This window comes from Micromonospora vinacea, from assembly GCF_015751785.1.
Taxonomy (GTDB): domain Bacteria; phylum Actinomycetota; class Actinomycetes; order Mycobacteriales; family Micromonosporaceae; genus Micromonospora; species Micromonospora vinacea.
In genome coordinates this window covers 1,441,993-1,461,253 of record NZ_JADOTY010000001.1, presented here as the reverse complement: position 1 = coordinate 1,461,253, position 19,261 = coordinate 1,441,993, and the positions used below count along the sequence as shown (strand labels likewise).

16 protein-coding genes and 1 riboswitch are annotated in these 19,261 nt (G+C 72.5%); of the genes, 6 read left to right on the top strand and 10 right to left on the bottom strand.

Annotated features, from left to right (window positions below; translation table 11 throughout):
* Positions 1 to 30: 30 nt before the first annotated feature.
* The 8 genes from IW249_RS07095 to IW249_RS07060 form a co-directional block, all read right to left on the bottom strand.
* Positions 31 to 963, bottom strand: a complete 933-nt coding sequence (locus tag IW249_RS07095) for an SMP-30/gluconolactonase/LRE family protein (protein ID WP_196920021.1) — start codon at positions 961 to 963, stop codon at positions 31 to 33.
* A 93-nt stretch (positions 964 to 1,056) separates the two neighbouring features.
* Positions 1,057 to 3,270: an AAA family ATPase gene (locus tag IW249_RS07090; RefSeq protein WP_196920020.1), complete on the bottom strand. Its 2,214-nt coding sequence runs from the start codon at positions 3,268 to 3,270 to the stop codon at positions 1,057 to 1,059.
* A 36-nt stretch (positions 3,271 to 3,306) separates the two neighbouring features.
* A complete protein-coding gene (locus tag IW249_RS07085) occupies positions 3,307 to 3,807 on the bottom strand; it encodes a hypothetical protein (protein WP_196920019.1) in 501 nt (166 codons plus the stop codon).
* A gap of 37 nt (positions 3,808 to 3,844) precedes the next feature.
* On the bottom strand, positions 3,845 to 4,603 hold the full coding sequence (locus IW249_RS07080; RefSeq protein ID WP_196920018.1) for a GTP-binding protein: 759 nt from the start codon (positions 4,601 to 4,603) through the stop codon (positions 3,845 to 3,847).
* On the bottom strand, positions 4,581 to 5,069 hold the full coding sequence (locus IW249_RS07075) for a DUF742 domain-containing protein (RefSeq protein WP_196920017.1): 489 nt from the start codon (positions 5,067 to 5,069) through the stop codon (positions 4,581 to 4,583). Before IW249_RS07075 ends, IW249_RS07080 begins: the two co-directional genes overlap by 23 nt.
* Positions 5,066 to 5,539 carry a roadblock/LC7 domain-containing protein gene (locus tag IW249_RS07070; RefSeq protein ID WP_196920016.1) on the bottom strand — a complete coding sequence of 158 codons (474 nt, stop codon included), beginning with the start codon at positions 5,537 to 5,539 and terminating at the stop codon, positions 5,066 to 5,068. Before IW249_RS07070 ends, IW249_RS07075 begins: the two co-directional genes overlap by 4 nt.
* Entirely contained in the window at positions 5,536 to 8,154 is a 2,619-nt protein-coding gene (locus IW249_RS34720) for a sensor histidine kinase (protein ID WP_196920015.1), read from the bottom strand. Before IW249_RS34720 ends, IW249_RS07070 begins: the two co-directional genes overlap by 4 nt.
* Positions 8,141 to 9,319: a hypothetical protein gene (locus IW249_RS07060; RefSeq protein WP_196920014.1), complete on the bottom strand. Its 1,179-nt coding sequence runs from the start codon at positions 9,317 to 9,319 to the stop codon at positions 8,141 to 8,143. The genes IW249_RS34720 and IW249_RS07060 overlap by 14 nt, the downstream gene beginning before the upstream one ends.
* A 374-nt stretch (positions 9,320 to 9,693) precedes the next feature.
* Between IW249_RS07060 and IW249_RS07055 the strand changes: the two genes are divergently transcribed.
* Entirely contained in the window at positions 9,694 to 12,558 is a 2,865-nt protein-coding gene (locus IW249_RS07055) for an alpha/beta fold hydrolase (protein ID WP_196920013.1), read from the top strand.
* Positions 12,558 to 13,424, top strand: coding sequence for an ABC transporter permease (locus IW249_RS07050; protein WP_196920012.1), 867 nt, complete (start codon positions 12,558 to 12,560; stop codon positions 13,422 to 13,424). Before IW249_RS07055 ends, IW249_RS07050 begins: the two co-directional genes overlap by 1 nt.
* A gap of 9 nt (positions 13,425 to 13,433) precedes the next feature.
* Here the strand turns inward: IW249_RS07050 and IW249_RS07045 are convergent, their stop codons facing one another.
* The gene (locus tag IW249_RS07045) at positions 13,434 to 14,144 is read right to left on the bottom strand and encodes a DUF4232 domain-containing protein (RefSeq protein ID WP_196920011.1); all 711 of its coding nucleotides are present in this window, start codon (positions 14,142 to 14,144) and stop codon (positions 13,434 to 13,436) included.
* A 267-nt stretch (positions 14,145 to 14,411) separates the two neighbouring features.
* Between IW249_RS07045 and IW249_RS07040 the strand changes: the two genes are divergently transcribed.
* Entirely contained in the window at positions 14,412 to 14,861 is a 450-nt protein-coding gene (locus IW249_RS07040; RefSeq protein ID WP_196920010.1) for a DoxX family protein, read from the top strand.
* A gap of 256 nt (positions 14,862 to 15,117) precedes the next feature.
* Here IW249_RS07040 and IW249_RS07035 read toward each other — a convergent pair whose 3' ends face one another.
* Positions 15,118 to 15,423 (bottom strand): ArsR/SmtB family transcription factor, encoded by a 306-nt coding sequence (locus IW249_RS07035; RefSeq protein WP_196920009.1) that lies wholly within the window; start codon positions 15,421 to 15,423, stop codon positions 15,118 to 15,120.
* Positions 15,424 to 15,514: 91 nt separating this feature from the next.
* Between IW249_RS07035 and IW249_RS07030 the strand changes: the two genes are divergently transcribed.
* The 3 genes from IW249_RS07030 (at position 15,515) to IW249_RS07020 (ending at position 19,252) form a co-directional block, all read left to right on the top strand.
* Positions 15,515 to 16,477, top strand: a complete 963-nt coding sequence (locus IW249_RS07030; protein ID WP_196920008.1) for a DMT family transporter — start codon at positions 15,515 to 15,517, stop codon at positions 16,475 to 16,477.
* A gap of 68 nt (positions 16,478 to 16,545) precedes the next feature.
* Positions 16,546 to 16,681, top strand: a riboswitch (SAM riboswitch).
* Positions 16,682 to 16,691: 10 nt separating this feature from the next.
* Positions 16,692 to 17,978 (top strand): threonine synthase, encoded by a 1,287-nt coding sequence (gene thrC / locus IW249_RS07025; RefSeq protein WP_196920007.1) that lies wholly within the window; start codon positions 16,692 to 16,694, stop codon positions 17,976 to 17,978.
* Positions 17,979 to 18,232: 254 nt separating this feature from the next.
* Entirely contained in the window at positions 18,233 to 19,252 is a 1,020-nt protein-coding gene (locus tag IW249_RS07020) for a GNAT family N-acetyltransferase (protein WP_196920006.1), read from the top strand.
* Positions 19,253 to 19,261: the final 9 nt, after the last annotated feature.

Genomic DNA, 19,261 nt, shown 5'->3' with positions numbered 1-19,261 from the left:
CCGGGGAGGGGCCGCCGCCGACCGCCTGGATCAGGCCGGCAACCTGACGATGTCGTAGTCGGTGCTCGGCGTCGACTCCACGTCGAACCGGCCGTTCACCACGTACAACGCCGAGCCGAGCAGGTCGCCGGTGGCCGGCGACCGCAGCTGCGGGCCGGTGATCTCGCGCTGCACCACCCCGGCGGTGTATCCGGCGTTCAGCCGGACCACCGCGACGACGTTGGTCAGGTTCCGGATCACGTACAGGGTGCGCCCGCGCAGCACCAGCCCGTCGGCCCGTTCCACCGAGTAGCCGCCCAGGTCGACGAGGCGGCTGCCGCCGGTACGCGGGTCGACGCGCACGAGTTGACCGGTCAGCATCTGCGCGACCAGCAGATCGCCGTCCGGCAGTGCCACGATCCCGTTGTGGTAGACGTCCGGGGTGGCGGCCGGACCGCTGAGTTGCAGCACCCGGAAGGCTGTGGGGGCCGGAAGCCGGCCACCCGGGCCGAGGGGCACCACGTAGAGCACCTGCCGTGCGGAGTCGGTGAAGTAGACCGCCCGCTGGGTGATCACCAGGTCGTTGACGTAGCTGCCCGGCACGTCGGTGAACTGGTAGTGGGCCAGCTTGGTGCCGGTGTCGGCGTCGTACACGCTCGCGCCGCCACCGGAGAAGTCGGCGGTCCACAGCCGTCCCTGCGGGTCGAGCTTGAGGCCCGCCTTGTCGGTGCCGGGTGTGCCCGGGATCAGCACCGAGCCACGGCCGGTGCGTAAGTCACCCCGCCAGACCGCACCATCCAAGATGGAACCGACGAACACTGTGGTGCCCCGGCCGATCGTCAGCCCTTCCGGGGTGAACCCGTTCGGCAGCGCGATGCGGGCCGGGAACGGCTTCGCCGGATGAGCCGTCGCCGGTGCGCCGACCGAGACCAGTGTCGCCGCCGCCACGAGGGGGACGAGGAGGAGGGAGAGCCGCTTGCGCAAGGAACACCACCTGACGTCGCAGTGGATGACTCCACTGAGGAATGTGACGTACTAGGAACGTCCCGGGCACGACGAAAGGTTGTACTGCTCTGATCACTCCCGGTTGGCGGCGTACGCCGCCAGGGCGGCGACCTGGCCCGGGTCCAGCGACGGGCGTACCCGGGCCCGTGCCGTCGACACGTGCCCGGCGGTGACCGTGGCGGCGGCGAGCGACTCCCGCATCGCCGCCAGCGCCGCCTCGCGGACCAGCGCCGCGCAGTCCGCGGCGGAGAAGCCGGTCAGCTCGTCACCGAGGGCGGACAGGTCGACGTCCGGCGCCAACGGCACCTGCCGGGACGCGGCCCGCAGGATCTCCGCGCGGGCGGGCCCGTCCGGCGGTGGCACGTAGACCAGCCGCTCCAGCCGGCCGGGCCGCAGCAGCGCCGGGTCGACGAGGTCCGGCCGGTTCGTCGCGCCGACCACCACCACGTTGCGCAGCGTCTCGATCCCGTCCAACTCGGTGAGCAGGGCGGCGACCACCCGGTCCGTGGTGCCACCGTCGGTGGCCTGGCCACGGACCGGCGCCAGCGCGTCGACCTCGTCCAGGAAGATCAGGGTGGGGGCCGCCTCCCGGGCCCGACGGAACAGCTCGCGGACCGCCCGTTCGCTCTCACCGACCCACTTGGAGAGCAGTTCGGCGCCCTTCACCGACAGCACGTTTGCCCGCCCCGACCCGGCCAAAGCGGTGACCAGGTAGGTCTTGCCGCAGCCCGGCGGTCCGTACAGCAGCACGCCGCGCGGCGGCTGCACGCCGAGCCGGGCGAAGGTGTCCGGGTAGGTCAGCGGCCACAGCACCGACTCGGTCAACGTCTGCTTGACCTCTTCCAGGCCACCCACGTCGTCAAGGGTCACCGACGCCAGATCCAGTGTGGACGCCGCCATGGTGGTGGGCCGGACCACCTCCCGGGCGGCGGTGAAGTCGGCCATCGACACGGTCGGCGTCTCGGCGGACTTCTGTCGCAGCGCGGCGCGTACCCCGGCCTCCCGGACCAGCGCGGCCAGGTCCGCCGCGACGAACCCGGGGGTACGCCCGGCCACCTCGTCCAGCCGGACGTCGTCGGCCAACGGCACCTGCCGGGTCAGCACTGTGAGCTGTTCGCGGCGCAGCGCCTGATCCGGGAGCGGAACGCTGATCCGCAGCGACAGCAGGTCGGGGGAGCGCAGTGCCGGGTCGACCGCCTCCGGCCGGCCGGTGGTGCAGACCACGGCGACGCCGGCGCGGATGCTCTCCGCCAGCACCTGACGGAACACCGTCGCGACCGGACCGGGATCGTCAGCGGGGGCGAGCGCCTCGACGTCGGTGACCAGCAGCACCGCCGGCCCGCCGGCCCGGGCAGCCGTCGCCGCGTCGCGCAACCGCTCGGCGGCGGCCTGACTGGCCAGCGCGGCCACCTCCGGTGCCCAGAGCGGGTGAACGCGGGCACCGACCCGGGCGGCCACGGCCCGGACCAGCGCCGACTTTCCGGAGCCCGCCGGGCCGACGAGCAACACCCCCAACGAGATGGTGGTGCCGAGCCGGCCCAGCACCTCCCGGTGGTGGAAGCCGAGGTCCAGTAGTTCGGTCAGCTCCTCGGCCTGCGCCCGCAGCCCGGGCAGCTCGTCCACGTCGGGCGCGTCCTCGACCGGAACCGGGTCGGCGCTCGGACCCGGCCGGGCCGGCGCGGTGCCGACCGGGGCGGGCCCGCCGTGGGTGGTCGCGCCGTGCTCCCAGGCGACCGACGTGCCCATGGTGACCAGCGCGCCGGCCGCCGGCTCGACAGTGACCACCTTGAGCAGGGTGCTGGTCCAGGCGAACCCGACGGTGTTGGCGAGGCTGCGTCGCGCCGCCTCGACCAGGCTGCGGACCGAGGCGTCCGGCAGCACGTCCTGCGGCAGCAGCGACACGTCATCCCCGGCGGTGAGCACCTTGCCCAGCAGGGCGAGCCGGAGCATCTCCGGGCTGACCGCCGCGATGACCCCCACCGGCCCGGCCAGGACCACCCGGCTCGCCGGAACCAACGGCGTCGGGCTCACCCGCACCTGACCGCCGTCGCGCAGACCCAGGTTGCCCAACGTCAGGTCGTCGGCGTACAGCAGGGCGCTGCTCGCGCCCGGCCCGGCCGCCGCCGCGATCCCGGCCGTCTCCCGGCGGCCGGCGAGGCGGACCGGGTCGCCGGGGCGCAGCCCCAGCGCGGTCAGCGCCTCCGGGTGCAGGCGCACGATGCCCCGTCGGGCGTCCAGCGCCGCCGGCCGCAGGCTCGCCGTCAAGGTCAGGTCGGGTTGCGCCACTGCCCGACCGTAGCCGCCGGCAGCCACCCCCGCCGGTCAGCGCCGCGGATCCAGCTCGTCCAACAGCGTCGGGTCGCTTCGGATCAGCTCGGCCAACCGGGCCGCCGGGTCCGGGGTCAGACCGTCCGGACCGGGCGCCCAGGCCGGTACCGTCCGGCCGGAGAGCGGCCAGGCCGGCGGGGGTTCCACCGGCGTCGGCGGGGGCACCGGTCCGACCGTGACGTTGGGACCGTCCCAGGAGACCCGCATCGGGTACGTCCGCCCGGCGTGCTCCACCTGCACTGTCACCACCAGCCCGGGGTAGGCCCCGACGACCTGACGGACCGCCTCGGCCACCTCCTCGACCGGGCCCCATCCGGCCACCTCGCTCGGGGTCTCCACCCCCGCGTGCCGGCCCGGCCGGGCGTTGCGGGTGTCGCCGCCGAGGCCGGGCGGGCTCGACGGTGCGGTGGTGTCGTCGCGGTCGGCGGCCCGACGGCGCGACGCCTCCTCACGTCGGGCCAGCCGGGCCAGCGTCTCGTCCAGGTCGCCCCTCACAGATCACCTCTTCCCGCCACGGCCGGAGCTGGTCGGCTCAGGCCCTCCTGTCCCGGGTAGCGCGGTCCAGCGCGCGGTCCAGGACGACCAGTAGGGCGTCCCGCACCGAGAGCCGGTCGCGGGCATCGAATTGCACCAGGGGAACATGATCGCCGATGGCCAGCGCCCAGCGGATCTCACTGAGCTCCAGCGCCAACCGCCCGTCGAAGGCGTTGACCCCGACGACGAACGGCAGCCCGGCCCGCTCGAAGAAGTCGATGGCCGGGAAACAGTCGTCCAGCCGTGCGCTGTCCGCCACCACGAGGGCGCCGAGTGCTCCCCGGGCCAGGTCGTCCCACATGAAGCCGAACCGGGTCTGCCCCGGCGTGCCGAACAGGTAGAGCTTCAGGCTGCGGTCGATCGTCACGCAGCCGAAATCCATCGCCACGGTGGTGGTGGTCTTCGTGGACCGGGCACCCGGGTCGTCCACGCCGATCCCGGCGGTCGTCATCTCGGCCTCGGTGGTCAGGGGCGCGATCTCGGAGATCGCACCCACTGTGGTGGTCTTGCCCACCCCGAACCCGCCGGCCACCAGGATCTTGACCGGGATCGGCGGTGCGGCCGGCTTACCGGCCGGAGGCGGCACCGACCCCGCGCCGGACGGGGGCCGGTACGGCGGCGGTGCCGTCGGCGGTGGGCCGGCCCGCCCGACTATCGGCCCGGTGCCCGGGGACATGCCGTAACGGGCGGCGGCGCTGTTCGCGGCGACCCCGCCGAGCGGGGCGACCGGCCATTCAGGAGATCGCACGGAGTCCATCAATCACTCGCAGGATGAGATCGGGGTCGACAGCGTCGTCGGTGTCGGTGACGTGCACGTCCAGGTGCCCGGCGGCCCGTAGGTCGCCGACCAGGACCCGGGTCACTCCGAAGTGCAGTCGGGCGCGTGCCGAGATCTCGGCCACCGAGATTGGCTCGGCGCAGAGCGCGATGATCGTCTGAAGTTCCGGTGCCAGCAGGGCGCCGGGGGTGCCGGCCCACCAACCACTGTCCATGCGGGCGGTCACCTGGGTCTCCAGCCCGATCGCCGGATCGGCGCCCGCCACCCGCCCCGAGGTGAGCACGAACGGACGGGGACCGGCCGGCTGGCCCCCGTCCGGCTCCGGCTCCGGCAGGGCCGGTGTCGCCGCCGAGCCGTCCCCGGTCGGGGGTGGCGTGCGCAGGTACGGGCGGATCCGAACCCTGGGTTCCGGATCCGGATCCTCGCCGGCGACGTCGGGGCTCACTGCTGAACGGCGTTCTTCAATTCGACGATCAGTCGCGGGGTCAGGGCGCCACCGGCCCGCCCGGCGAAGAGCGTCATCTCGTACGCGACGGTGCCCAGGTTCGCCGAACGGTCGGCGACCACCCCGAGCACGGAACCGCTGCTGATCGCGCTGATCAGCAGGTAGCCGTCGGCCATGTCGACGATCACCCGGTTCAGGCCGCCCAGCGCGTACCAACTGGCGGCCCCACCGGCGAGGCTGGTCATCCCGGACACGACGGCGGCCAACCGCTCCGCGTTGGACCGGTCCTTGATCGCCGACATGGCCATCAGCAGACCGTCCGAGGAAACCGCGATCGCCTCCAGGACCCCGGCCGTGCTGGAGGTGAAGGAGTCCAGCAGCCAGTTGAACGTACGGGCCTCCGGGCTGAGGTCCCCATTGGCGCTGGGCTGACTCTGGTCGACGTTTTCGTGCAGGAAGGGGCTGGTCACCGTGATGATCCTTCTTCGTTCCGGTGGTCGGGGCTGACTTCGCGGAGAGCGCGGGCGACGCCCGCCTCGAACTCGCTGATGAGGTCGCGGACCTCGGCCGGGTCGCCGAGATGGGTGCTCGGCGGTTGGCAGGCCGGGATGGCGGTGAGGTTCGCCCCCGGTACCCGTCGGCTCAACCGGGGCCGCTCCGGTGCGACGTCAGTAGAGCCGCCACCATCCGGCACCGTGGGGCCGGTGCCTCCCGGGGTGCTGGGCAGGTCGACTGTCATGCCCGGGTCCATGACTGCCGCCCCGGCACCGGCCGACGGGTCGTTCGCCGTCCGCGCCGGCGCACCGCCGAGGCCCGGTGCCCCGTGCAGTTCGGCGCGGCGTACCCCGGCCTGGAAGGCCTCGACCAGTGCGCGGGCGGCGGCGGGGTCCGCGCCGGTGGCGTCCACCGGCCGGGTCGTCGCGGCGGTGGCGTGCAGAGTGGCACCGGGCACCCGCTGCCGCACCCGTGGCCCGGCCGGCTTGCCCGCCGGTTCGGGGCTCGGGGGTTCGGGAGCGGCCTGCTCCGGCTGGCCCTGCCCGAACGCGTTCCAGGACGGGCCGGCGTCCAGGCTGCGGGTGGCACGGCTGAGCAGGTCCGAGTCGAAGCGGGCCGGCACGGCGACGGCCACCGCACGAGGCTGCGCGTCCTGCTCGGGGTCGGGCGTCGGCGTCGTACGCCGGTCCCGGGCCGGCACCGCGGCGCGGGCCACGGTGGCCCCGGCCCGGTCGGCGCGGCGTAGCACCAGCGACGCCGACGGGATCTCCAGCTGCGCGGTCACTCCACCGCCGCCGGTGGCGGCCAGGGCAACCTGCCAGCCGTGCCGACGGGCCAACCGGCCCACCACGAAGAGACCGAGCACCTCGGTCGGGGCCAGGTCGAGCCGTTCCCGGCGGGTGAACCGGGCGTTCTCCTCAGCCAGCCGTTGCTCGCTCATGCCGATGCCGTGGTCCACCACTGTGATCCGCGCGCCCAGGCCGGACGTCTCGGCGGCCACCAGCACCCGGGTGTGTGGCGGCGAGAAGACTGTGGCGTTCTCCATCAGCTCGGCCAGCGCCAGGACGAGGTCACCGACCACCGCCGGCGCGGCCGAGACGCCCGCCGGAACCTGCACCTCCACCCGGGTGTAGTCCTCGATCTCGCCGAGCGCCAACCGGACCACGTCGGCCAGCGGCACCGGCGCGGTGTGCGCGTCGGCCCCGGCCGAGCCGGAGAGCACCACGAGGCTGCCGGCGTTGCGTCGCAACCGGCTGGAGATGTGGTCGAGGCGGTACAGGTGCTCCAGCCGGCCGGGGTCGGCCTCCTGCTGCTCCAGCCGGTCGATCAGCGCGATCTGGCGACCCACCAGGTTCTGGGTACGCCGCCCGACGTGGCCGAACATCTGGGCCACGTTGCGCCGGCCGGCGACCTGCCGCTCGACCAGCTGCGCAGCGGTGTTCTGCACCCGGTCGAAGGCCCGCGCCAGGTCGCCGATCTCGTCGTTGGCGCGGATGTCCACCGGTTCCAGACGGACCGCCTGCGGTTTCTCCGACTCGTCGTCGGTGACCCGGACCAGCTCCGCCTCGGCGACCCGGGCGACCCGGTCGGCAGAACGGGTGAGTCGGGTCAGCGGTCGGGCCACCGTCCGCGCCACCGCCACGCTGAGCAGCACCACAAGCGTCAGGATCATCGCCGTCACGGCACCGACCAGGTACGCGGCGGTCAACGCCCGCCGCTGCTCGGCCGTCACCTCGGCCAGCACGTCGGCGACCAGCTTCTTCTCGACGAACTGACCGAGCCGGATCATCGTGCGGACGGCCGGGAAGAGCGCCTCCAGCGGCACGTCACGGACCGCGCCGGCCGGATCCCGGGCGCTGGTGACCAGGAAGTCGGGGCTGGTACGCGCGGCCACGGCCGCCTCGTTGAGCTGGGCCACAGTGAGCTGTTCGGGCGTGATCAGGCTGCGGAAGCGGGCGTTGTCGACCTGGAGCGCGGCGATACAGGCCACGTACCCCGCCGTGGTGTCGGGGGTGCCGATCGCCTTGACCAGCAGGCTCAGGGTGGCGCAGGCGCCCAGGCCCTCGTCGGCGCGGAGCAGCCCGTCGAGGGCGAGCACCTGACGACCCGGCAACGTGTTGGTGTCCACGCTGAACGACAGACGCAGCGACTCGATGATCCCCTTGTTGACCGGGCCGAACGCGTCCATCACCTGACCCGGGTTGGCGGCCTTGGCCAGGACGGCCGTCCGCAGGTCGATGAGGCTGGACACGCCGTCGAGGGCGCTGTCGACCTGGTCGGTCAGCGCGTCGCTCCGTGCCGCCCGGAGGTCGGCCACCCGGTCGTCCACGTCGGCGGACTTGCGGACCAGCTCACTGCGGTCGACCCGGCCGAGCAGGAAACCGACGGAGAGGATGCGTTCCTGTTGGAGGTCCTGGACCAGGCTGCCGACCCGGCTGGCGAGCCGTACCCGTTCGGCGGTGTCGGCGGCCCGCTGTGCCGCGGCGACCCGGTCGAGCATCACCGGCACGGCCAGGCCGACCATGCTGAGCAGCGGAATCACCACGAGCAGCGCGAGCTTGCCGCGGATCCGGAGCCTACCGAGCAGCATCGAATGCCCCCCACGGCGCGGTCTCCGGGTCACGGGCCGCACCGGCCGGCTGCAACGCACGGGGCTCGTCGACCGGCGGTTGCCAGAGGTCGTGGTGCGGTGGGGTGTCCGGACTCTCCGCGTGGGTGGCGGCCAGGGCGGCCCGACGTCGTGCCCGGCGACCGGCGGCGACCAACAACGCGGTGAGCCAGCCCAGCAGCAGGGCGGCGGCGACCGCCGCCCCGACGGTCAGCCAGCGGTCCCGGTTGAGCCGATCGATGCGCTCGACCAGCAGCGCGTCCAGCTCGTTGAGGATGACCGGTTGGAGTTGGCGGGCCGAGCGGTGCGAGTTGAGGGCGGCGGCACTCAACTGCCCCGGGTTGACCACGCCGGTGTCCTTGCCCGGCAGCGAGTACGCGGCAAGTGCCTCCACCGAACGCTGGTAGGTGTCCAGCGGGGTCAGCACGTTGGCACCGAGGTCGGTGCTCTCCGAACCGTCCACGGCCGAGCGCAGGTTGTCGACGAGGTCGGCGGCGGGTGTCAGGGCGGTCACCCGCAGGCCGGTCAGCTCCATCAGGCCGCGCGGTTGCTCGGCGGCCGGCCGGCGGGAGACCAGCGTGCCCAGGTCGGCGAGCCGGCCGGCGGCGACCACCGCCTCGGGCAGCTCCTGGCCGACGCTGTCCTGGAGGAAGAACGAGTCGGCCTCGGGGTCGCGGACCAGCCCGGAGCTTTCCCGGACCTTCCGGTGCAGGGCCAGCAGCAGGTCGGAGACCTCGCCATACGCGGTGTACGCGGCCTCGGGGTCGGTGGCGCTCCGGCCGCGCAGCGCCTCCAGCTTGGCCCGTACGCCGGCCCAACGTTCCTGGCTGAGCAGCTCCCCGCCGATGCGGGCGTCGACCGCGGCGGCCTCCTCGACAGCCCCGTTCAACGCCTCCCGGGCGACGGGGCGGCCGTTGACCGCGTTGGACTGGGCCTCCACGAGGGCGTCGGTGACCGCCGCCAGAGCGGTGAGGTACTGCACGCCGAGTCGTTCCCGGGCGGCAAGGTCCCGGTCGGCGGTGATCTGTCGCCAGTTCGACGTGACGAGCAGGCCCAACGGTGCCAACAGCGCTCCGATGAGCAGCAGGGGCAGCAGTCGGCCCAGCGTGGACGGCCGTCGACGGGCCCGCGGCGCGGGGACTGTCATTGTGTGTCTCCTCCGGCGTGGGGCGCGGATGGGCGCCGGCGTCGAGCCAGCCGACAAGTCCCGTCCACCGGACCGGAAAACTAATCGAACCCCCGACTGGTCAGACCTCACTCAGCGAGTCAGGTTCGCGTCACTTCGAGCCATGTCACCATTTGTCCGCGTTACCGGCACGCTCTGTGTCAGCCGTGGGTGTGACATGGAGGGATCGAGGTGGATATCCGTGATTGATCGGAATTCACGGGATCCGAATTCAACTCGCTGTGCCGCGCCGGACGCTGCGCGCTCGCACCCCACTCCGCACCGATCGGGGCAACCGGACGGACGTACGGCGGATCTCAGCCAACGCTCAGGCTCCGGGCCGTACCGTGTGCCGCATGACATCGCCGTCGCCGGCCGCGTGGTTCCGGCGTGCCCTGCCCACCCGCCGCCGCGCGACCGCCGCCGCGGTGGTCGTCGTGCTGTTGGCAGCCGCCGTGACCTGGGCGGTGTGGCCACAGGGACCGGGGGTACGCACCGAGAGCGCGATGCTCACCGTCCGCTCCGGACCGTCCGGCGACCAACCGGTGAACCTGGACACCACCTTCTACCTGCCGGCCGACGCCTCGTCCGGTCGGAAGGTGCCGGCGGTGCTGTTGGCGCACGGGTTCGGCGGCACGAAGGAGTCGGTGCGTTCCGACGCGGAGGAGTTCGCCGGGCGCGGCTACGCGGTGCTCACCTGGACCGCGCGGGGTTTCGGCCGCAGCGGCGGTGAGATCCACCTGGACAACCCGGACTACGAGGTGCGCGACGCGGAGCGGCTGCTGGACTGGCTGGCCGCTCGGCCGGAGGTGCGCACCGACGCCGCCGGTGACCCGAAGGTCGGTGTGGTCGGCGGCTCGTACGGCGGCGGACTGGCGTTGCTGCTGGCCGCCCAGGACCGTCGGGTCGACGCGATCGTGCCCATGATCACTTGGAACGACCTCTCCCGCGCGTTCCTGCCGGAAAGCACCGGCGCAGCGCCGACCGAGGGCGTGTTCAAGAAGGGCTGGGCGGGCCTCTTCTTCGGCGGGGGCGGCAACGTGGGCTCCGGCCCGGCCGGGCTCTCCGGCGGGACCGCCGCCCAGCCACAGGGCGCACCGGCGTCGGCCGGCCCACCCAGCCCCGGGCCGGGCGCCGGCCCGGGCACCGGTCCCGGGGGCGCCCCGGCCGGTGCCGCCGACCCGTCCTGCGGTCGGTTCGCGGCCGACGTGTGCGCCGCTTACCTGCGGATCGCCACCACCGGGCGCGCCGACCAGGCCGCCGTGGATCTGCTGCGACGCTCCAGCCCGGCCGGTGTGCTGGACCGGATCAAGGCACCCACCCTGCTGGTGCAGGGCGAGGCGGACACCCTCTTCCCGCTCGGCGAGGCCGACGCGAACGCGCGCGGCATCGCCGCCGCCGGCACCCCGGTACGGGTCGCCTGGTTCACCGGCGGGCACGACGGCGGCAGTGGACCCCGCTCGGACGAGGACCGGGTGAAGTTCCTGACCGTCCAGTGGCTCGACCACTACGTCAAGGGCGAGGGCGATGCGCCCGGCGACGACTTCACCTGGTCGCGGATCGCCGGCTTCGACGCGCTCGACAGGGGTCTCGTCGCCACCGGATTCCGCCGCGCCGACTACCCGGGCCTGACCGGCAACGCCCGTCGTGAGGTGACGGTCACCGGTCCGGCGCAGCCGATCGCGAACCCGCCGAACGGCAACCCGGCGGCCATCTCCTCCATCCCGTTCGCGGGCGGGCTCGCCTCGCTGTTGGACGGGGTGGCCGGCGACGTACCCGGTCAGCACGCCCGATTCGAGTCGACCCCGCTCACCGAGGCGGTCGACGTGGCCGGTGCGCCCACCGTCACAGTGCGGGCCGCGTCGCCGACCGGCGAGGCGGTGCTCTTCGTCAAGCTCTACGACGTCGACCCGGACGGCGCGGCCACCCTGCCGAACGGTCTGGTCGCCCCGATCCGGCTCACCGGCCTACCGCAGCGGGTGCAGGACGCCCGCCCGGTCACCGTGACGCTGCCCGGGATCGTCCGCCGGGTCGAGGCCGGGCACCGGTTGCGGCTGGTGGTGGCCACCTCCGACCAGGCGTACACCACGCCCGCCGCGCCGACCGTCTACACGGTGGCCGCGGACGGCGCGGTCAGCCTGCCCACAGTCGACGGCGAGCCGATCCCCACGGCCGCGACGGTCTGGCGCTGGGTGCTCGCCGGCCTGCTCGCCGCCATCGTGATCGGGCTCGTCGTGGTCGTCGCCCTGGTCCGCCGCCGGCACCGCCGCCAGGACCGGTCGGTGCATCCGGAGTACGCGGACACTCCGCTGGCCGTGCGCGCACTGCGCAAGGAGTACGCGGACGGCTTCGTCGCGGTGTCGAACGTGGACTTCGAGGTGCACCCCGGTCAGGTGGTGGGTCTGCTCGGGCCGAACGGTGCCGGCAAGACCACCACCCTGCGGGTGCTGATGGGGCTGACCCAGCCGACCGCCGGCGAGATCTACGTCTTCGGCCGTCGGCTGGTGCCCGGCTCGCCGGTGCTGTCCCGGATCGGGGCGCTGGTGGAGGGGCCGGGCTTCCTGCCGCACCTGTCGGGTCTGGACAACCTGAAGGCGTACTGGCGGGCCACCGGGCGGCCGTGGGAGGACGCGCAGTTCGACGCGGCGCTGGAGATCGCCGGGCTGGGTGACTCCGTGCAGCGGAGGATCAAGAACTACAGCCACGGGATGCGCCAGCGCCTCGCCATCGCCCAGGCCATGCTCGGCCTTCCCGAACTGCTGGTGTTGGACGAGCCGACCGACGGGCTCGACCCGCCGCAGATCGCCGAGATGCGCCGGGTGCTCCAGCGGTACGCCACGGACGGCCGAGCGGTGCTGGTCTCCAGCCACCTGCTGGCCGAGGTGGAGCAGACGTGCACACACGCGGTGGTGGTGAACAAGGGCCGGATCGTGGCGTCCGGGCCGGTGGAGGAGATCGTGGGCGAGTCGCCGAGCGTGCTCTTCGACGTCACCGACCCGGTGGCCGCGCGGGCGGTGCTGGACCGGCTGCACGGGGTCCGGGTGTTGCCGGAGAGCGACGGCCAACTGGTGGTCGACACCAACGGCACGGCCCGCAGCGAGGTGGTGGCGGAGCTGGTGCGCGCCGGCATCGGGGTGGACCGGGTGGTGCCTCGGCGGCGCCTGGAGGACGCGTTCCTCGCCCTGGTGGGCGACAACTCTCGGGGAAGCGGTGACCGGTGATGGCTGTTACTGACGCGGGTGAGGCCCGCGGTTATCGGCCGTCGGCCACCATGCCGTTCGCGGCGGAGTTCCGTCGGCAGGCGTCCCGGCGGCGGACCCAGCTGGCGCTCGGGTTCATGGTGCTGCTGCCGCTGATCATCCTGATCGCGTTCCAGTTCAACTCCGGTGGCGACGACGACAACGGCAACAACGAGTTCGCCAGCCTGGTCGACCTGGCCACCTCCGGCGGACTCAACTTCACCCTGTTCTCGATCTTCGTGTCGGCGTCGTTCCTGCTGGTGGTGGTCGTCGCGCTGTTCTGCGGCGACACGGTGGCCAGCGAGGCGAGTTGGGGCAGCCTGCGGTACCTGCTGGCGATCCCGGTGCCCCGGGCGCGGTTGCTGACGGTGAAGCTGGTGGTCGCGCTCGCGTACTCGGGGTTGGCCCTGCTGCTGTTGGCCGGCACCGCGTTGCTGGCCGGCACCCTGCGCTACGGCTGGTCGCCGCTGCGCAGCACTGTCGCCGCCGAGCTGGAACCCACCGAGGGGCTGCTCCGGTTGCTGGCCGTGCTGGGCTACCTGGCGGTCGTACTCCTGGTCGTGGCCGGCCTGGCATTCCTGCTGTCGGTGATTACTGACGCCGCGTTGGGCGCTGTCGGTGGCGCGGTGCTGCTCTGGATCCTGTCCAGCATCCTGGACCAGATCACCGCCCTGGGCGCGCTGCGCGACTTCCTGCCCACCCACTTCAGCACCGCCTGGTTGGGTCTGCTGTCGACTCCGGTGCAGACCGACGATGTGGTGCGTGGCTGCATTTCGGCGATCAGCTACGCGACGCTGTTCTGGGGGCTGGCGTTCTGGCGCTTCACCCGCAAGGACATCACGTCGTAGCGGGTCGGGTCACAGCCGGCCGTCGGGTGGGCTCACCGACGACGGCACCGCGCTCGGCGCCGGTGGCGGGGCCGGCCGGGACGGCACCGGCGTGGACGGGTCGGCCTTCTTCCAGGCGCTGACGCCGATCCGGCCGGTGTTGCCGAGGTCGATCGGCCCGTCCGGGTCGACCTCCTCGGCCGGCTGCCCGGCGGCGGGAGCAACGGTCAGGAACTCGCCGTTGGTGGCCACCACTGTCGAGTCGGTGACCAGGTTGCGCCAGAGCACCACGGCGGTGGCCCGCTCCCCGGCGGCGAGGGTGACCTCCCGGGGTGGTTGGTCGAAGCCGGAGGTGATTTCCTTGCCGCCGTTGACCACCCGCAGCATCACCGGCTCACGCTCCTCGTCGAACACGTGCAGCACCGGGTACCCGTTGAGCTGGTAGGGGCGCTCGCCGCAGTTGACCAACTCCAGGCCGAGGGCGCGCAGGCCCATCGCGGCGTCCCCGCCGGTCGACCGGATCCGAACGCCGGTGGCCGGGCACCCGGCCAGCGGGTCGACGCTCCCCGACGGGCTTGCGGCGGTGGTGGGCGCGGCAGGTGGTCGCGGGCCGTCCGGGCCGCCCTGCCCGCGATGGTCGCCAGGCAGACACGCGCCGAGAGTGAGAGCCGCCGTGAACGCCGTGACCGTCGCGGACGCCGTGCTGGTGCGTCGCCGCGCTGCCGTCTCGCGAGAGATCATCCGTCGATCCTCGCCCACGCAGGCACCACACCGTCACCTGCCCAGCCCCCGTCCGCGCCGATCTTGCAGTTTCGGTTGCCGATATGCGCTGGATGCCCGCTATCCGACGACAGCAAGTGCAAGATCGCGGAGAAGGGCAGTGCGGGCTTGATGAATCGTCATACCATTTTCAGGAGGGATTTTCCCACCAGCAAGGAACTTATGACCTTCGATGTCTTCATACCTCACGATGGACAGGACTCATCCATTCCATTCGATGGAGGTGCCATGAATGTCTCTCGGCTCGGCGGGCCGACCCTGTCCCTGTTCCGCATCGTGATCGGCCTGCTGTTCACGTTGCACGGCCTGTCCTCGGTGTTCGGGTTGTTCGGCGGCAACCCGATGACCGGCAAGGCGGTACCGCTCGGCACCTGGCCCGGCTGGTGGGCCGCCCTGATCCAGTTGGTCTGCGGCGTGCTGGTGCTGGTCGGGCTCTTCTCCCGACCCGCCGCGCTGCTCGCCTCCGGCTCGATGGCGTACGCCTACTTCGTGGTGCACCAGCCGGACGCTCTGCTGCCGCTGCACAACGGAGGTGAGCGGGCGGCGCTCTTCTGCTGGGCGTTCCTGCTGGTCGCGGCTCTCGGCCCGGGTAAGTGGGCGCTCGACACGCTGCTCGCCCGGCACCGCACCGCGTCAGGGTCGGCTTCGGCGGCCGAACTCGACTCGGTTCCCGTCTGACCAGACCCGAACCACGCGTCGCCGGAGCCTCGACGAGGCGGCTTCGGCGGCGCGCCCGGTCAGGGCCGGTCGATCTGCCCGGCCGGGGCCGGTCGATACTCCCGGTCGCGGCGTTGCCTCTTCTCTGATGTCGTAGACGATTCAGCTCCAAAGCGAGCGTCGGTGGCAGGTCCCAGCCGCCGACGGTGACAGGCCGCTCGCCGATCGGGTGGTGCCGCCGCGCGAACCGCGGCCGAGGAGCGAGGGCGGGACGGTGTCAGGCCGGCGGGCGCTGGGTGAGGACCGCGTCCAGGAGGCCGGGGTAGAGCTCGTCCAGCTCGTCCCGGCGGAGCCGGACCAGTCGGCTGGTGCCGGCGGCCCGGGTCCGGGTCAGGCCCGCCTCGCGCAGCACCTTCAGGTGGTGGCTGCGGGTCGCCTTGGAGACGCCGAAGTCGAAGCTGCCGCAGGCGGACTCGCCGCCCTCGGCGAGCGCCCGGACGATCTGTAGCCGCACGTCGTCGGCGAGTGCGGCCAACACGCTGGTGACCGGTACGGCGGTCAGGTCGGGCTCGTGCGGCTCCATGTGAGCAGTGTAACCCTTGTTCGACAATAATCGAACAACACCCTATGGTCGGTGTCGTTGGTTCGACGATACTCGAACATTGGAGTTGCCGATGCGATCCCGCGCCACCGCGTACCCACTGGTCGCCGTGCTCGGCTGGGGCGTCATGTTCCCGATCCTGGCCAGCGCGCTCAACCGGGTCGACCCGCTCAACCTGACCACCGCGCGCTACCTGCTGGCCGCCGTCGTCCTGGTCGCCATCCTGCTGCTCCGCGAGGGTGCCGGCGCGCTGCGGCACGGTGGCCGGGCGCTGGAGGTGGTGGTGCTCGGAGTGGTCGGCTTCGCGGGCTTCAACCTGCTCACCAACCTGGCGCTCGAACACGCCGCCCCACAGCAGATCTCCCTCTTCGTGGCCACCACTCCGGTGATCACCCAGCTCGTTCGTTGGGCCCGCGACGGCGTACGCCCGAAGCCGCTCCTGCTGGCCCTCTCCCTGGTGGCGCTCCTCGGAGTCGGCCTGGTGATCACGCGCGGGAGCCTGGCCGGGCTCGGCCAGTTCGGACTCGGCGGGCTGATGATGGTCGGCGCGGTGCTGGGCTGGGGCATCTACACCCACGGTGCCAGCCGGTTCGGCGAGTGGTCCCCGCTGCGCTTCACCACACTGACAGCGCTCGCCGGCACGGCCGCCATGCTCGCCCTGAGCATCGGCGCCGACGCCGTCGGCTGGCAGCACGCGCCGGCCGCCGCCGACCTCGTGGCGGTCGCGCCGCAGCTGGCGTACGCCGTCCTGGTGGGTGCCGTGATCGCGGTCCTGGCCTGGAACACCGGCGTGCAGCGACTCGGCGCCGCCAACGCCGCGCTGTTCATGAACCTCGTCCCGGTGACCACCTTCGCGGTGCAGATCGCCCGCGGCTACCGGCCGGAGCCCGTCGAACTGGTCGGGGCCGCCATCACGATCGCCGCCCTGATCGCCGCGAACCTCGCCGCCCGGCCCCGGACCGCGTCGCTGCCCCGGCCGAGCGCGGTGACGGACCCGGTCGCGGTGACCGACCCCGTGGCGGTGAGTGCCCGCTGACCCACTCTCTGGGATCTGCGGTAGCAGCGGCCGACAGCGTTGTCCTAGACTCGACGGCACAACTGAATACCTCATCCAGAGGGGCTGAGGGATACGGCCCGACGACGCCCCGGCAACCACCCCGCGCGCTCACCGCTGAGCGACCCGCGGGGCAGGTGCCAATTCCGTCCCCGCCGCACCGTGCGATGCGGGGAAAGATGAGAGGACTCTCGACATGACGTCGACGCTCGTCACCTCCGGCATCGACACCTCTGCCAGCCCCGCCCGCGCCCTGGTCTGCCGTGCCTGCTCGGCCCGCTACCCGCTCGCCGCCCAGCACGCCTGTTACGAGTGTTTCGGCCCCCTGGAAGTCGACTACGACACCGCCGCGCTGGCCACCGTCACCCGCGAGCAGATCGAGGCCGGCCCGAACAACATCTGGCGGTACGCCGCCCTGCTCCCCGCCGGTCAGGACCCGGCCAGCCGGGTCACCCTCGACCCGGGGCTGACTCCACTGGTGGCGGCCCCGCACCTCGCCGCCGAGCTGGGCATCACCGCGCCGCTCTGGGTCAAGGACGACAGCGCCAACCCCACCCACTCGTTCAAGGACCGGGTCGTCTCGGTGGCGCTCACCGCCGCCAGGGCGCTCGGCTTCACCCGGTTCGCCTGCGCGTCGACCGGCAACCTGGCCAACTCGGTGGCCGCCCACGCCGCCCGCGCCGGGGTGCCCTCGGTGGTCTTCATCCCCAGCGACCTGGAGCAGGGCAAGGTCATCACCACCGCCGTCTACGGCGGTGAGCTGGTCGCCATCGACGGCTCGTACGACGATGTCAACCGGCTCTGCGGCGAGCTGGTGGAGACCGACGAATTCGAGGACACCGCGTTCGTCAACGTGAACGTCCGGCCGTACTACGCGGAGGGCTCCAAGACCCTCGGCTACGAGGTGGCCGAGCAACTCGGCTGGCGGATCCCGGCCCAGGTGGTCATTCCGATGGCCAGTGGCGAGCTGCTCACCAAGATTGACAAGGCGTTCTCCGAGCTGGTGGAGATCGGCCTGGTCGAGGCGCCGGCCGGCGGCTGGAAGGTCTTCGGTGCACAGTCCGCCGGCTGCAACCCGATCGCCACCGCGCTGCACGCCGAGACCGACACGATCATCCCGGTCAAGCCGACCGGGATCGCCAAGTCGCTCAACATCGGCGACCCGGCGGCCGGCCTGTACGCCCTGGAGGCGGTCCGCCGCACCGGCGGCTGGATGGAGTACGTCGACGACGACGAGATCCGTGCGGGCATCCGCGACCTGGCCCGCACCACAGGGGTCTTCGCCGAGACCGCGGGCGGGGTGACAGTGGCGGTGCTGCGCAAGCTTGTCGAGTCCGGCCGGCTCGACCCGACCGCCGAGACCGTCGTGTTCAACACCGGCGAGGGCCTGAAGACCATCGATGCGGTGGCCGGTCAGGTTGGTCCGACCCACCACATCAAGCCCTCGCTGCGCGCCGCCCGCGACGCCGGCCTCCTCGGCTGACCCCGGGGGGTCGAGTCGATCAGCGGGTAACTGGGTTTTCGCTGTGAGTGTGGAAAACCCGCCGCTACGGACTTGACGGCAGGAACCGGACGGCGCAAGATGCTCCGTGCGGGAGGGCATTTCGCCGAAGACTTTTGAAGTTCTTGCGACCCAACGCCGGAGGCGTTGTGCGAGTGTCCCTCCCGACCACGTTCGATCAGGCCAGCGATTAATTCGCTGGCCTGATCGCTTTTCCGGGGTGCACCCTCAGCGGCATGAGCATCACGATCGCGCCGTTCGACGGCGCCGACCGGACGTCGGTCGACGAGGCGTACCGGATCGGGGCGGCGACCAACGACGCCGATCTGTCGGACTTCCCGCCCTTCTGCCGCCGCCGCTTCGACGCGCTGTTCCACACCCCGATGCCCGGCACCCGGTCGCTCTGGGCGCTGGCCCGACTTGACGGCGTACCGGCCGGCTACCTCCAACTGGACCTGCCGCAGCTCGACAACACCGACAACGCCACCGCCGAGCTGCTGGTGCATCCCGAACTGCGGCGCCGAGGGGTGGGTCGGGCCCTGCACGAGTACGGGCTGCGCCTGCTCCGCGAGCACGGCCGTAAGCGGGTCGTGGCGATGGCCGTCTCCGCGCTGCCCGGCGGGCCCGCCCGAAGCGGGGCGGGCGACGCGTTCGCCGCCGCGACCGGAGCCCAGCCCGCCCTCACCGAGGTGCGTCGCCGACTCCACGTCGGCGAGATCGACCGGATCGCCCTGCGGGCGGCGCTCGCCGAGGCCCAACCGCGAGCCGAGGGCTATCACCCGGTCTGCTGGCAGGGGACGACCCCACGGGAGTACGTCGCCGACATCGCCTACCTCGACGGCCGGCTGTTGATGGACGCCCCCATGGGCGACGTGCAGTGGGAGCCGGAGCAGGTGGACGCCGAGCGCATCCGCGGCAACGAACGGGCACTCGACGCGCGGGGCCGGCGGCGCTACCACCTCGGGATGCGGCACGAGGCGTCCGGCCGGCTGGTCGCCTGGACGCTGCTGGACGTGGGCGCCTCCGCCGACTGGCACGCGTTCCAGCAGATCACCATCGTCGACCCGGACCACCGTGGGCACCGGCTCGGCCTCATCGCCAAGGCGGAGAACCTGCACCATCTGCTCACCCACGAACCAGCGGTACAGGTGATCGACACCTTCAACGCTTCCAGCAACAGCTACATGGTGGCGATCAACGAGCAGCTCGGCTTCCGCCCGGTGGACTCCTGGACCGACTGGCAGCTCACCCTCTGAGCCGACCGT

Excerpts from the sequence above, each read along its gene's own strand:
- IW249_RS07040 (WP_196920010.1), top strand. The coding sequence starts at position 14,412 with ATGAATGTCTCTCGGCTCGGCGGGCCGACCCTGTCCCTGTTCCGCATC.
- IW249_RS07080 (WP_196920018.1), bottom strand. The coding sequence starts at position 4,603 with ATGGACTCCGTGCGATCTCCTGAATGGCCGGTCGCCCCGCTCGGCGGG.
- IW249_RS07050 (WP_196920012.1), top strand. The coding sequence starts at position 12,558 with ATGGCTGTTACTGACGCGGGTGAGGCCCGCGGTTATCGGCCGTCGGCC.
- IW249_RS07020 (WP_196920006.1), top strand. The coding sequence starts at position 18,233 with ATGAGCATCACGATCGCGCCGTTCGACGGCGCCGACCGGACGTCGGTC.
- thrC (WP_196920007.1), top strand. The coding sequence starts at position 16,692 with ATGACGTCGACGCTCGTCACCTCCGGCATCGACACCTCTGCCAGCCCC.
- IW249_RS34720 (WP_196920015.1), bottom strand. The coding sequence starts at position 8,154 with ATGCTGCTCGGTAGGCTCCGGATCCGCGGCAAGCTCGCGCTGCTCGTG.
- IW249_RS07055 (WP_196920013.1), top strand. The coding sequence starts at position 9,694 with ATGACATCGCCGTCGCCGGCCGCGTGGTTCCGGCGTGCCCTGCCCACC.
- IW249_RS07045 (WP_196920011.1), bottom strand. The coding sequence starts at position 14,144 with ATGATCTCTCGCGAGACGGCAGCGCGGCGACGCACCAGCACGGCGTCC.
- IW249_RS07060 (WP_196920014.1), bottom strand. The coding sequence starts at position 9,319 with ATGACAGTCCCCGCGCCGCGGGCCCGTCGACGGCCGTCCACGCTGGGC.
- IW249_RS07035 (WP_196920009.1), bottom strand. The coding sequence starts at position 15,423 with ATGGAGCCGCACGAGCCCGACCTGACCGCCGTACCGGTCACCAGCGTG.
- IW249_RS07030 (WP_196920008.1), top strand. The coding sequence starts at position 15,515 with ATGCGATCCCGCGCCACCGCGTACCCACTGGTCGCCGTGCTCGGCTGG.